We start from the raw sequence: 13,887 nt of genomic DNA, 5'->3' as shown, positions 1-13,887 counted from the left end.
GGCGCGGCGGAAAGGATGCGCCCTACGGAGCCGTCTTTTTAGCATCCTCGGGATGGCTGCGTCGCCAACGTTCCATCGCCGGACCGACTTTATTCATCGGAATCCACTTGTTGCGTGTCTTACTGCTCTGAACCAGCGTGGCCGGATCAATTTGTCCTTTGTCGATACGGCTGAGCAGGTCGGCTTCGGAGATGGGGCCGATGCGTCGAGCCTTTCGGATCCAGCCGCTCGCCATGTAAAACCATTGAGTTGACATCTCGATCGCCACCTTCGAAAAAAGAAAAGAGTTGGGGGAGAGAGCCTCTCATGAACTTGGCAGCGTGTGTCGTTTTTCCTCCCTCTGTCCCACATCACCATCGTCGCTTTCTCCACCGAAGCTACAGTTTAACGAAGAAATGCCGCACGGTGCGCGCCAATTAATGGGGCGGAATGCGGCAAAGTGGACTTTTTCGGTGGTCGAGCGCGCAATTTGGCACGCGATTACCTCGGCAGACGGGGTGGCGGGAACCTCCGATGGCAAGATTCTCAGCAACAACTATAGTTTACCCCGACTTCACCGCCCCCTTCGTCTAGTTTGGCCTAGGACGTCAGGCTTTCCGCCTGGAAACGCTCGTTCAAATCGAGCAGGGGGTACTGCATTTTGGGCAGCAACCGTGAAATTCGCCAGAATTGGCATCCGTTGGTGCAATTGCTCTCTAATTTTGTTTGACGAGCTTCGTTTAACCATAGGATAATGACGCGTCGCGGAGTAAAAGCAGGCTCGCCTTCGGCCGGATGCCCAGCGACTCGCGACCATCATTCCCTCTTCTTGCTTCGTCTGCTCAACCGTCTGCTCAACACATAACAACGGATTCGTCATGACACGAACTCAACGTGCCACCCTCACCCCTGCTCCGTGTCGAGCGGTCGCAGCGTCGGTTCCGCGGACCGATCTGCGTCGGAAACAGCTTGGTATCCGGGCGCTGGCATTGTTTGTCGCGCTGGCTGCCGCTGCCATGGTGGCGGCGACCGCGTCGGGACAAGCGGTCAAGTACGATGTGCTGGATGTCGAACCCCTGATCGACGACAATTTGGCGACGGTTCAACGCGAGGCGAGAGCCTATGCGACGACACGCGATCTGAGCGGTTTTTCGCAGACGAAATTGGCCGTCGTCCAGCGGTATTTCCAGCAGTACGTGCCGGCCAAGATCACGCAACCCGACGCCACACATCAAATCAATGACGTGATGGGACACGTTCGCGCGGTGATGGACAGCGCGGTTCGGTCTCAAACGCCTGGGGCGGGGAGCGTGATGAGGTGGCTCTACGCCGGACTCAAACCCGTCGCGTTGGGCAACTACCAGCCTGCGGCGCGGATCAACGCGATTCAATTCATCGCCGGGTTGTCTCGGCCCCCGGCGCAGCGTGGGGGTGTCCCGAAACCCTATTCGTTTGTGCTGACCGATTTGAAAACGATCTACGACGACGTCAACAACCCCGACGGTGTGCGGGCGGCGGCGCTGAAGGGTATCGAACGGTACGTCCGCTACTCGCCGTCCAACGATCCGACACTGCAAGGCGTCAAAGACAGCTTAACCCAGTCGATGGTTCAGTTGCTTGAGTCAGATCCGCCCACCGGGCGCGACGAATTGGCACATGCGTTCTTGCAACGCTATGCGGTGAGCATTCTGACCCAGATGAGCACCGACGCGACCTACGGCAAACAATTCGTCAGCATCAGCACCAACGAAGACAAACCGAATCTGATCGCTCTGCACTCCGCTGCCGCAATCGCCCGGCTTCCCGGCAAGATGCCCGAAGGCGAGGTGGAAACCCAAGAGGTGTTGAAGCAGTGGTCCAAACGGGTCTTGGCCGCCTACCAAGACGAACTGGCGCGGCTGGCCAAACTGGAGAAATCCACGGGCACCCCGACCATCCGCCAACCCGCCGCCCCCGAGACCTTCTTGAAGGAGACCAAAGATCCGAACGAGAAGACGCCGCTGGCCCCCGGCATGCGTGGCGAATCGATGATGGGGATGGATGAAATGTACGACATGGATATGGAGATGGACATGGGGACTGGGATGGAAATGGAGATGGACATGGAAGGGATGATGGAGATGAGCATGATGGGGATGGGAATGCGGACCATGGCTGCCAAACCACAGCCCGCGGAGATCGTCGCAAGCCGCAAGAAGCTGAACTACATCTTGCAGCAAGTGCTGTTGGGAGTCACCGGGGAAGGGAAAGTCGTGGAAGATGTGGAATCAATCCAAGCCACCGGCGGGTTGATGGCGTCGACCCCCGCCGACGCGCTCGATGCGACCAAGCAATGGCTGACGTCCTTGTTCGACGTGACCAACCAACTGAATGACACGACGCTGGACACGCGAAGGAAATATGTCACGGCACTTCAAGAACAGGTCGCCACGCTGGAGGCCCTTGCCGAAGGAAAGGCGGTGCAACAGCGGGCCGCGATCGACGCCCCCGTCTTCCGTTTCGGAAATCCACTCGATCCAGTCGGCGAGGCCGAAGCACCGGCCGACGGGGAGCCCGCTCCGGCGGCACCGCCCGCGGCTGCCGTGCCGGCCGATATGGACGCGTTGCTCAACTAACGCAACGGACGGAAAATAAGTGGGATAGGCTTCCAGCCTGTCGATGCGGAAATGACAGGCTGGAAGCCTATCCCACTTCAACAGATCCGACACTTGTTTTCCGCTGGTTGCTAACACACCACATCATTGTTAGCGGCAGGGCGCAAGCCCTCCGGTCTTGCCGTGTGTCGTGACGACACTCGTTTTCGGTTTGTCGCTCACTCGCCCTGCCATGTCGATTCAACCGCCTCGTGAGCGTGATGCGATGCGGCCGGTGGATGCCAGCCCGCTGGCCGTACTGCGTTTCATCCTCGGCGTCACCTTTTGGTTTTGGGCGACGGACTATTTGGCCGACGACCGTTGGCGGATTCTGTTCGTCCAGCCGATCGTGTTGTTCAAGTACGCCGGGTTCCATTGGGTGAACCTCTGGCCGGGCGATGGAATCTGGTGGCATTTCCAAATCGCCCGCTGTGCCGCGATCGCATTCGCGCTGGGGTTGCTGACCCGTTTTAGCGCCGCGGTGCTGGCCGTCGCGATGGCCTATGTGTTGTTGGTCGAACGCCAGATCTACAACAATCACGACTACCTGCTGGCCTGCACCGCACTGCTGTGCTGTTTTTTACCCTGCGGCCGCACGCTCTCGTTGGATCGCCTGCTGTTGCGACGCAACGCCGGCGATTCCCACATGCGTCTCTGGCAGTGGTGGCTGGTTCGGTTTCAGCTCGGGCTGCCGTATGTGTTCGGGGGAATCGCCAAGCTCGATTCCGATTGGCTGGCCGGCCAACCCGCAGGTCTGTTCGTCGCTTCACGCGTCGACACGCCTTTGATCGGAACGTTGTTTCAGTTGCCGGGTTCGGCGTTGGTGATGGCTTGGGGAGGACTGCTGTTTGATCTGCTGATTGTTCCTGCGTTGATGTGGAACAAGACGCGGCCGTTCGCCGTGGTGGCTGCACTGGTGTTCCACTTGACCAACGCCACCATCTTCCAAATCGGCGTCTTTCCGTGGTTCATGTTGGCGACGCTGTATGTGTTCTTTCCCGCTTCGTTTGTCCCCCAGTTGCTGCGGCGGTTCGGGGGATTGCTGGGGAAACGCGGCACCACCGCGGAAGTGGCACAACCCGATCGCCCCGTTTCTGGCGTCCACCGCGTCGCAGTCCGGCTGGCGGTTGTCTACGTCGTGATACAACTGCTGCTGCCGATGCGGCCTTGGGTCTTGCCCGGAAATCCGAGCTGGAATGAACGGGGCCAGCGATTTGCCTGGCGGATGATGCTGCGGCACAAAGATTGTTTGCTGTGGTTCAAAATCCAAACCGACGATGACTATTTGATCGTGCCGGCCAAGATCGTGATGACACCGAACCAAGTCATGCGTGCACCGCGCGATCCTGAATTGGTCCGCCAGGCGGCGCTCAAACTTCAGTCCCTTGCCGCGTCGATGGGCCAGCCGGGGTGCAAGGTGTATGCCCTGCATCTTGTCTCACTGAACGGTCGTCCCGCCCAACCGTTGGTCCAGCCCGACGTCGACTTGACGCAGGTCGAACGGGGCTGGTTTTCCGACGACTGGGTGATGCAAGATCCGGGTCCGCTGCCACGGGAGCCTTGGCGGGTTCCGTTCGACCAGTGGTGGGGACGCATCGCAATGCCGGCGACCTTTCGCGAGCTTCGTTCGATGCGGCCGAGTGAAGCCGAAGCAGAGTTCGACCGCTTGGGCCAGCAGCAGCGGGCAACGTCGCCTTGAATCGGGCGTAGCGAAACGCGCCAACGGCCTGACGATCAGTTCGGTTTCTCGCAGTGCGATAGGCTTCCAGGAACCGTTGTACGACGTCCTTTCTAGGTCGTCGTCGGGAGTCCAACGGACGACGGCCCGGAAGGGCCGTCGTACTCGAAAAGCGGTCGTCCTAAGCCTGGACGGTCCCTCCAGGCTGTCATCCCGACGTCGACAGGCTGGAAGCCTCTCCCACATCTTCTCCCTGCGTGACTTACAGCTCTTTAACGCGAATGCCTTTCCAGTGCACGATGCCTTTGGCGCCCTTGTGGATCTGCAGACCAAAGAAGCCTTGCGTGTAGGTTCCGTCGTCGACCCAGTGTGCGACGGGGACACCGTTGACCCATGTTTTGATCACGTTGCCCTTGGCGGAGATCGTCAATCGGTTCCAGCCTTCGCGATCCAGTGCCGCGCGAGCTTCCTTGTGTTCCTTCAACCAGACGGGATAGAAGTAGCCGCCGCAACTTTGGCCATAGATGCCTCCGTTCCAGAACCGGTCTCCGCTGATCCCTTCCATTTCGGCTTGTGGCCCGAACACTGTTTCAGCATTTTTGCCGGGTTTGGTTTGGGCCCGGAACATGACGCCCGAGTTGCCGTCGACTTCCCATTTCATCTCGCAGGTGAAAATGAAGTCTTTGAAATCGTTTTTGTCGGTGCTCAAGTAGGTGCTATTGGAGCCGGGGACGACGGTTCCCACCAGCACGCCGTCCTTGGCTTCAAATTTGCAAGTTCCTCCCTTGGGGGACCAACCGGTCAGGTCGTTGCCGTTGAACAGGTCGCGAAAGCCTTCGGTCAATTCCGGCTCCGGATCGGTGTTCAGCAGCATCGCTTCCGGTTTGGGGGCGTTCTGCTGGCTCTTGTATTTGGCATACCATGCTTTTTGGGCCGGATCGACGCTGCCGCCGTCGGCAAATCCGCTGACGGCGAACAGGCAGACGAGGGCCCCCTGGACGAGCGTTTGTTCAATAAAGTTTCGCGACACTTCGGTTCTCGAAAGGTTGGTGAATTGGAAATGGGCGGCTGTCGCTCCGACATCCGCACCGGACCTACGCCAGGATAATCGATTCTCAGCCGTTCTGCGGTCAAGATTCGTGGACGATTTAGGCTACAATCGCGGGCCAGGGCTGCCTACGGGGTGGCTCCAGGCTCAACTCTGTTCGACGATTGGACTGTCATGAATTTCGCCCACTTTGTTCCAGGCCTGTTGGTTGGCGGGCTGCTGTCCGTTTCTTTCGCCAGCCAATGCGCGGCTTCCATTGGTCTGTCGGAATGGACGGTCACAACGGCCGGGAAACACGAGGTCTCCAAGTGCGATGCGTATTCCGAGGAACACGGCGTCTGCCTCCATCGGGCCTTCAATGACGCTAAACAGGACGAGAAGAACCCGGTGTTTGTCTCCCACATCCAGTGGTGGAGGTACTACAAGGGACATGTCGTCGGCAAAGCGAAAAAGGGGTTCTTCGTTTTCGATGAGCGATCGACCAAGGTGCAGTTTTTTACAGATCAAAAAAAACTGGACGAACGCATCAAGGAATTGAATCTGAAAGACCCCCTGTCCAAACGGATGACGCCGCAGGATGGATTCAATCAGGTGTTTGGTGCAATGATGAAGAAACTGTACGAGCAAGAGTTGAAGGAGATCGAGCAGGGCACCGGCATTGCCAAAGACCTGAATCCCGCTCAGCGTGAAGCGATGAAGAAGTCGATTGAGCAGTACCTCAAGACGCTCGAGGACTAACACTCCTTCTTATCGCTCGGAGGAACCGTTTGAAATCTGAAGCGATTCGGGTAGCCCGTCCGGCAGCGGATGAACCTGTGGATGCAGCGTATGGGCCAGGATTTCCAGACTATCCACCAGCCGCGGTCCGGGGCGATTGAAATAGGCCGAACCGTCGACCACGAAGACACGCCCCGATTGAACACAGCGGAGTGAGCTCCAGCCCGGAAACGATTGCAGCCGCGAAACATCTTTGAGCGATCGTTGGACGTCGAATCCACAGCACGCGATCAGCATTACGTCCGGGTCTGCCGAAACGACACGCTCCCAGTCGACGCCGACCGAACGCTCGCCCGCAACGCCGATGATTCCCGTGCCGCCGGCCAGTTCCACCAACTCGGGGTTCCAGTGACCCGCGCTAAACGGCGGGTCGATCCATTCCAACAGCATCACGCTGGGCCGGTGGTGAATCGTTTGGGAGCGTTCCTTTACCTTTTGCAGACGTAGATTCAAGCGGTTGAGGCAATCTTCGGCGCGCCCGTCACACCGGGCCGCGACGGCGACTTGGCGAATGCTGTTCAAGACGTCGGCCAGGCAGGCGGGTTCTAAATGGACGACCCGCGTGTCGCCCGAGAGGTCACACAATGCTTGTTTCACTTCACCTTCCGACACCGCGCAGACATCACACAGCGTCTGCGTGACGATCAAGTCCGGTGCCAGTGAACGCACCAGCGGCACGTCCAGGCTGTACAGCGACCGTTGCTGCTGCAATTGTTCACGTACCAACGCGTCGATTTCGCTGCTCGATGCGTCGCCCGGAATGATCGTCCGCGTCACCTTGGGCAAATCGGACACCGACGTCGGAAAGTCGCATTCGTGAGAAACCCCGACCAGCTGATCGCGCAAACCGAGTGCGCAAACGATTTCCGTGGCACTGGGGAGCAGGGAAATGATCCGCATTCGGTCTCGACTGTTTGAGTGGTTGGTGTTTCATCAGATCGGCCGTCCCATCATCTTTCGCAGCCAACGACCGTCAACCCGGCGTGCGGGCGACAGGGACCGTCCAGCTGAAGGCGGCGGCTTTTCCGAGTACGACGGCCCTTCCGAACCGTCGTCCGTGGGGCTCCCGACGACGACCTAGAAAGGACGTCGTACAACGGTCCGCTTTCCGAGTACGACGACCCTTCCGGGCCGTCGTCCGTTGGACTGCCGACGACGACCTAGAAAGGACGTCGTACAACGGTCCGCTTTTCGAGTACGACGGCCCTTCCGGACCGTCGTCCGTGGGGCTCCCGACGACGACCTAGAAAGGACGTCGTACAACGGTCCACTTTCCGAGTACGACGGCCCTTCCGGGCCGTCGTCCGTGGGGCTCGCCCCCACGACCAGGAAAGGACGTCGTCCAAAGATCCGCCGACCGGATTTCGCAGGTGCGATGGCCCTTCCGGGCCGTCGCGTTCCGCGTCTTTCGTCCGCTAGAGGGTCCCTACATTCGCACCAATGCATTGAGCACAAAGGATCCAGCAACGGAGATCAACAGCACCCACAGGCAATAGGCGATCGTGAGTTTGGGGCCTTGTCGGATGACCCAGAGTCCGGCCGCCAATTCCAGGGCGGTGAGCAACATCGACAGCCACGTTAGCGCATCAAAGTGCTGCCCCATCCATCGGCCGGCAAACAGCGTGATGAAAAAAGCCGGCAAGCCCACCGCCATTCCGAATAGGGCTTCCAGAATGCCCGACAGCCCATTCCAGGACGCGATCCAAGCAAACGGGCAGTACAGACACGCCAAGAGCGCTGCCGTCGGCAAGCGGTAGTGCCGAAACCTCAGCAAGGTCCAAACGACCCAACACCAGACGATCGCGTACACGCCGCCGCTGGTCACCAAGGGGAATTTCATGGCGGTCGCGATCAGTGCTGCGACGATGGCCGTGACGATCAAAGCAGTCCGAATCGTGAATCGTGTGCGGACCGTTCCACCGTTCGGGTGGGCCGGTGGTGGCGCCGGCAGCCACGGTAGCGCCAAACAAAATAGGGTCACCGAAACGAGCATCCCGATGGCGAACGGTCCGATCAGGGGCGACGGTCGACTTTGGTCCGAACCGGTCCAGTCATAAAACGCCGGAATGAACCACCCCACGATCAGACTCGCCGCGATCAATAGCGGGAAAATGGGGACGCGTTGGATTGCGTTTCGAATGGCCATGGTGATCGAGAGCCCACCGAGACGGACCGGATGCGCTGCCAGACGTTTGGCAACCTTGTTTCATTTTTCGGACCTGGCTTGATGATCTGGGAACGATCTCTATAACGTCGCACAATGAAACATCAGCCAATGAAACACCAACCGATCACGATACTCGCCGTTCGCAACGCAAGACGACCGCGGAGAATGGTTTGACAGCGCTGCCTGAGAACGGAACTCTCCAAAGGCGCCGCCTGCGCGGTGACTTGAGTGCCAGCATGATTGACGGTGCGGCATTTGGCGGGATGGTGGGTTTCGGCGAGACCTACATTGCGGCGTTCGCGTTGGCGATCGGGTTGGGTGAAATGGCCTCGGGAATGGTCAGCAGTTTGCCGTTGATCGCCGGGGGGCTGATGCAGTTGACATCCCCCACGGCGATCCGCGTCTTGCGCTCGCACAAACGTTGGGTTGTCATTTGTGCGTTTCTTCAAGCCTTGACGTTCGTGCCGCTGTTGATTGCCGCATGGATCGGGGCGATTGATTCAGTGACGTTGATCCTGGTGGTGTCGATCTATTGGGGAACCGGATTGGCGACCGGGCCGGCTTGGAACACCTGGATCGGCACGATTGTCCCCCGGCCGATCCGGGCACGTTATTTTGCCAATCGCACCCGAGTCTCCCAAGGATGCGTGTTCGCCGGGTTCCTGATCAGCGGTGTGTTACTGCAATGGTTCACGACATTGGGTTTGCAACGCGTCGCGTTCACCATCTTGTTTGGCGTTGCGGGGGCATGTCGTCTGGTCTCGGCCTGGATGTTGCTCCGGCAGAGCGAGCCGGTTCCGTTGCCGCCCGGCATGCGTGCGATCCCGTGGAAACGTGTGTTTCATCATTTGCGTGCCAGCAGCGGCGGAAAATTGCTGGTCTATCTGTTTGCGGTTCAGGCCGCGGTGCAAATGTCGGGGCCGTTTTTCACCCCGTTCATGCTGAACAAGCTGGAGTTTTCCTACGGCGAGTTGACGGGGCTGTTTTCGATCGCGTTTTTGGCCAAAGTCGTCTCATTGTCGTTTTGGGGACGCGTCGCCACTCGGACCGGTGCGAAGAATCTGCTCTGGATCGGCAGCATCGGCATTGTGCCGATCAGCGCCTGTTGGGTCGTCTCGCAACACTACGCCTGGCTGGTTATTGCCCAGGCGGCCAGCGGCATGTTTTGGGCCGCCTACGAGCTGGCGTTTTTCTTGCTGTTTTTTGAATCGATCGCGGTCGAAGAACGCACCAGCGTGCTGACGATTTACAACTTGCTCAACACCACCGCGTGGGTGATGGGAGCTCTACTGGGCGGCGCGGTGCTGTTCCATTTTGATCTTAGCTTCCAGGGCTACCTGGTGTTGTTCGCGCTTTCATCACTCGGGCGTTTGATTGCGTTGGGGCTTCTGTTGCGGGTGCCGCGGCTGATTGTGGATTCGGATGAGATGGGAGTGCGAACCGTTGCCGTCCGCCCCGGTTCCGCTTCGTTGGACACCCCGGTCCTGGCCAGTTTGCCCGATCAGACCGGCGAACAGGGCTGAACCGATGGAGCCCGCAAGACCGGAGGGCTCGCGCCCTTCCGCTAACATCGGTGCGGTATTTATGATTCAGCGATCAGCTCGTTTCTGAGGACCTTCGGTGAACAAACCGTCTGCCAACATCGACGAATTCCTGCATCTGCTTCGAGCCCTGGTCCGAGAACCTTCGGTCGTCGGCGTGGAAGATGCATTTTTTCGTGTCCTACGGCGAGAGCTTGAAGAGTATCCGGTCAAGGTGGATCGCTTCCACGGGCTGTTGGTGGCTCAGGGTTCCGAGCCGGACAGTGTCTATCTGTCGGCACACGTGGACCGGCACGGATTGTTGTGTACCGGGCCCAATGAGTTTCAATATGCCGCGTTCATCGCGGGCAACCGGGGTGAATTGACGGGTGATTCGGTTTCGGAACAATTCATGGAGTTGATCGCCGGACGCTTTGATGGCCAGCGTGTCCAGGCCCACACGCCCTACGCGGGCACTTATTGCGGTCAAGGCCAGATCACGCGTTCCTACGTTTGTCCGCGACGACGCAACTTGATCTTTGAACTCGACGGTTTGGAGTTCTTGCAACCCGGGTTTCCGGTTGCGTTTCTCGACCGATTGCGCGTCGATGACAACTTTGTTTCGGCACAGCTGGACAATGTGGTTAGCGTTGCGATGCTGATCGATTTGATCCGCTCGGGATTCAAGGGGACGGCGTTGTTCACCGCGGGTGAAGAAGCGGGACGCAGTTGGCGGTTTGCGGTGGAGTGGTTTCAGCGACATGACCTGCAGACGGACCGGCTGATTGTTTTGGACACCAGCCCCTTCACAACCTTGGACGAAGTCGCCAAGCAAGACGTCGTGCTCAGGAATCGAGACTCGATGGCGACCTTCGACGAACCGCTGACCGACCAACTGGTCGGGATTTGCGATGGTTTAAACATTCGTCACCGCTTCAAAGATCGCTACGTCGAATTGTTGAACTTGGAGCGTGAAAAACCGCTTTCGATTGGTCGCACCGAACTGGGACGCATCATCGCCGCGACCGATGGCCTGGTCCGTGGGACGACGTTGCAATTGCCGACCACGTCATATCACACCGCATCGGAAACAGCGGAGAAATCCAGTATCGCCGCGATGCTGCGACTGTTGCGGACGATCTGTGAGTTGCCCGATGCGGATTGACGATTCGGGCGGGGTGTCACACGGTTCGCCCCGACGCGGCAGATTCACCACGGAGTGCACGGAAGGAGTTAGCGGAACGGCGCGAGCCGTCCGGTCGCGCTTCAAAAACACCGTGAAAGACCGGAGGGCTCGCGCCCTACCGCTAACAAAAAACACCCCGCTTGGCGTCAAAGTAGCTGGCATTGGGGCTAGGCCTACGGACACGCTGTACAATCAAGGCATCGCTGAAAGATCTGACTTTCGGCGGAACCTGGCGCGGCAACGGACGTTTCATTGCTACGTCATCATCCGAATCGAAATCCCGTGGGATCAAACCTGCGCAGAACAGGGGAACGGTCATGAATCGAAATGCAGCAGTCTTTGGACGGCGTGGAATCCTTCATGGCGGAATGGCCTTGGGAGCCACCGCGCTGACCACTCCAGGTTTGTTCGCGGAGCTGATTCAGACGCCGCCTCAAACCGAGGGCCCGTTTTATCCCAACAAGATGCCGCTGGATACCGACAACGATCTGCTGGTGATCAACGACTCGATCACCCCGGCCGTCGGTGAAATCACGCACTTGAGCGGCCGTGTGTTGGATGGCAAAGGCAATCCGGTCCGCAACGCCTTCGTCGAAATCTGGCAAGTCGACCACAACGCGGTGTACATCCACACCGGCGACAAGACGAATCGTGAAAACCAAGACACCAACTTTCAAGGGTATGGCCGATTCCTGACCGATTCCAAAGGCCACTATTACTTTCGCACCATCAAACCTGTCCCCTATCCGGGGCGAACCCCCCACATTCATTTCGGGGTCAGCCAGGGTGGAAAACGGATTCTCACCACGCAGTTGTACGTGAAAGGGCATCCGGGCAACGCGCGCGACCGACTGTTCCAGGGCATCGATCCAAATGCTCGCGAGACGGTGTTGGCGGATTTCGCGCCCCTTCAAGATTCAAAGCTCGGTGAGCTGGCCGTGAACTTCGACATCGTCCTGGGCGTCACCGCCAAGGAAGACGAATCCGGCAAGATGCACGGCATCGGTAAGTCTCAATGGTTAAGCCGGCAGGGACGCCCGAACCGAAGTTGAGCGGCGGTGTTAGCGGAACGGCGCGAGCGGGCTGTCGATTAAGTCGGGATCTGCTGAGTCAATGGTGAGCCGCTGGCCGTAAGGCCTCGGGCAGCGTCGCAGTGCCCGGCCGCTTACGCGTTCGCGGCTCACAAAAACGACAGCCCGCAAGCCGTCCGGTCGCGCTTCAATCACACCGTGAAAGACCGGAGGGCTCGCGCCCTGCCGCTAACATCGGGTGCGCTGTTGTGGGCCACACCTCTTCCTAGCCTTGCGGCATTCGATCGATCGAACTCTTTTCGATCCGATGGACAATTTCGACAGCGATCTGGACAAACTCGCGAAGAACTTATTTGCGTTTCCGTCCTTTAATGGACTGGTACCAAATAGTTCCTTCTCTTGAGGCGAAATTGCGTGAAATCTATCCAAGCATGGGGCACTCTACTGGGCTTGCTCGTTTGTCTTTCTTTAGTCGGTGGTTGCGGCCAACCGGACGCGGCACCCGATGCCGGCGAGCTGAGTGATTACTTGGCGGACAACCCCGAGATCGCGAACGCCGAACCGCCAGAAATCGAAACGGAATAAGTGTCTGCCCCAAACTCCTTTTCTCTTATGGAAGTGCATTGATGAAACGAAAGACATCTGGATTCACGCTTGTCGAACTCTTGGTCGTGATTGCCATCATTGGAATTTTAGTGGGTTTGCTGCTACCGGCCGTCCAGGCGGCTCGCGAAGCAGCACGCAGAATGAGTTGCAGTAATAATTTTAAGCAAATCGGAATCGCCCTCCACAACTACCATTCGGCTTATAAACAGCTTCCGATGCTGATGGGTGGAACGGATTCGGCAACCAACACGGCCAACGCGGTTCCGGCAACGAGCAACAACGCGATGCAGTTGAGCATTTTTGTCGGGCTGACGGCGTTCATGGAGCAACAGGCGCTCTGGGATCAGATTCGAAATCCACTTGATGCCGACGGCGACCCGACGACGACCAATGATGTTTACAATTCGATGGGGCCGGTCCCTAACATGGGCCTGGGCAACCACAATACGGCGATGTACGCGCCGTGGATGACCGAGATTCCGACGCTGCGTTGTCCGTCTGATCCGGGCGTCGGTTTTCCCGCTCAGGGACGCACCAACTACGCGGCTTCAACCGGCGATTCGATTCATCAGTCCAATGTCGGTTTGCTCAATTATGACGCGACAAAGGGAAAGTTTGTCCTCAACAGCGGCCGCGCCCAACGCGCCCGTGAATCGCTGCGTGGCTTCTTTGTTCCTCGCAAGGACATGCGGTTTCGCGACATCATGGATGGATTGTCCAATACGATTGCGGCGGCGGAGATCGCGACCGATCTTGGTGATCGACAAATCATCACCACCGCAAAGTCTCAGAACGTGATCAACGTCTATGACGATCCGAGTTACTGTCAACAATTTTTGAATCCTGATCGACCGCGATTTTGGGACGCCGCGGCGCCCGATTTGATCACCGGGGCCGAAAACGGACGAGGGTATAAATGGGCGATGGGCTATCCGTTCTGGTCACAGGTCACGACGATCACGCCGCCCAACCGTGAGATCTGTCTACGCAGCGGGATCAATTCGCCAGGCATCATTCCACCCAGCAGTCGTCACCAGGGCGGCGCGCATGTTTTGATGGGCGATGGTGCCGTGGTCTTCATTACCGATTCGATCGAAGCGGGTAACTCCAACGCGCAAACGATCTACGTGAATTACCAAAGCACCAGTAGCATTGCGCCTTCGCTTCCCGGGGCTCCAAGCCCCTACGGACTGTGGGGAGCGCTCGGGACCCGTGCCGCCAACGAAGTCGTTGATCAATCGCTGAACCAATAGGATCGCGTT

At 58.4% G+C, this 13,887-nt stretch carries 12 protein-coding genes; 8 read left to right on the top strand and 4 right to left on the bottom strand.

Features of this window, described 5'->3' with window-relative positions; translation table 11 throughout:
• Window positions 1-22: 22 nt before the first annotated feature.
• On the bottom strand, window positions 23-256 hold the full coding sequence (locus Enr13x_RS21755) for a DUF4339 domain-containing protein (protein WP_231743693.1): 234 nt from the start codon (window positions 254-256) through the stop codon (window positions 23-25).
• 601 nt (window positions 257-857) lie between these two features.
• Between Enr13x_RS21755 and Enr13x_RS21750 the strand changes: the two genes are divergently transcribed.
• Both Enr13x_RS21750 and Enr13x_RS21745 read left to right on the top strand, forming a co-directional pair.
• On the top strand, window positions 858-2,594 hold the full coding sequence (locus Enr13x_RS21750; RefSeq protein ID WP_145388995.1) for a hypothetical protein: 1,737 nt from the start codon (window positions 858-860) through the stop codon (window positions 2,592-2,594).
• A gap of 211 nt (window positions 2,595-2,805) precedes the next feature.
• Entirely contained in the window at window positions 2,806-4,311 is a 1,506-nt protein-coding gene (locus tag Enr13x_RS21745; protein WP_145388994.1) for an HTTM domain-containing protein, read from the top strand.
• Window positions 4,312-4,552: 241 nt separating this feature from the next.
• Here the strand turns inward: Enr13x_RS21745 and Enr13x_RS21740 are convergent, their stop codons facing one another.
• Window positions 4,553-5,320, bottom strand: a complete 768-nt coding sequence (locus tag Enr13x_RS21740) for a 3-keto-disaccharide hydrolase (RefSeq protein ID WP_231743692.1) — start codon at window positions 5,318-5,320, stop codon at window positions 4,553-4,555.
• 192 nt (window positions 5,321-5,512) lie between these two features.
• Here Enr13x_RS21740 and Enr13x_RS21735 point away from each other — a divergent pair, with 192 nt between their 5' ends.
• Window positions 5,513-6,076 carry a hypothetical protein gene (locus tag Enr13x_RS21735; RefSeq protein ID WP_145388993.1) on the top strand — a complete coding sequence of 188 codons (564 nt, stop codon included), beginning with the start codon at window positions 5,513-5,515 and terminating at the stop codon, window positions 6,074-6,076.
• Between the two features lie 9 nt (window positions 6,077-6,085).
• On the opposite strand, the gene Enr13x_RS21730 is transcribed toward Enr13x_RS21735, so the two are convergent.
• Complete coding sequence (locus Enr13x_RS21730) at window positions 6,086-7,015, bottom strand: cobalamin-binding protein (RefSeq protein WP_145388992.1); 930 nt, start codon at window positions 7,013-7,015, stop codon at window positions 6,086-6,088.
• 526 nt (window positions 7,016-7,541) lie between these two features.
• Complete coding sequence (locus Enr13x_RS21725) at window positions 7,542-8,261, bottom strand: hypothetical protein (RefSeq protein WP_145388991.1); 720 nt, start codon at window positions 8,259-8,261, stop codon at window positions 7,542-7,544.
• 257 nt (window positions 8,262-8,518) lie between these two features.
• Here Enr13x_RS21725 and Enr13x_RS21720 point away from each other — a divergent pair, with 257 nt between their 5' ends.
• The 5 genes from Enr13x_RS21720 to Enr13x_RS21705 all read left to right on the top strand — a co-directional run bounded on the left by Enr13x_RS21720 (window position 8,519) and on the right by Enr13x_RS21705 (window position 13,878).
• Window positions 8,519-9,805, top strand: coding sequence for an MFS transporter (locus Enr13x_RS21720; RefSeq protein ID WP_145388990.1), 1,287 nt, complete (start codon window positions 8,519-8,521; stop codon window positions 9,803-9,805).
• A gap of 97 nt (window positions 9,806-9,902) precedes the next feature.
• Window positions 9,903-10,967 carry a peptidase M42 gene (locus Enr13x_RS21715; protein WP_145388989.1) on the top strand — a complete coding sequence of 355 codons (1,065 nt, stop codon included), beginning with the start codon at window positions 9,903-9,905 and terminating at the stop codon, window positions 10,965-10,967.
• A gap of 338 nt (window positions 10,968-11,305) precedes the next feature.
• Complete coding sequence (locus Enr13x_RS21710; protein WP_145388988.1) at window positions 11,306-12,040, top strand: dioxygenase family protein; 735 nt, start codon at window positions 11,306-11,308, stop codon at window positions 12,038-12,040.
• Between the two features lie 393 nt (window positions 12,041-12,433).
• Window positions 12,434-12,604 carry a hypothetical protein gene (locus Enr13x_RS38165; RefSeq protein WP_197455275.1) on the top strand — a complete coding sequence of 57 codons (171 nt, stop codon included), beginning with the start codon at window positions 12,434-12,436 and terminating at the stop codon, window positions 12,602-12,604.
• Window positions 12,605-12,645: 41 nt separating this feature from the next.
• Window positions 12,646-13,878, top strand: a complete 1,233-nt coding sequence (locus Enr13x_RS21705; protein ID WP_145388987.1) for a DUF1559 domain-containing protein — start codon at window positions 12,646-12,648, stop codon at window positions 13,876-13,878.
• Window positions 13,879-13,887: the final 9 nt, after the last annotated feature.

Source organism: Stieleria neptunia (genome assembly GCF_007754155.1).
GTDB lineage: Bacteria > Planctomycetota > Planctomycetia > Pirellulales > Pirellulaceae > Stieleria > Stieleria neptunia.
Note: the sequence above shows the minus strand (reverse complement) of the source record. Positions and strands in the feature narration are given on the sequence as shown.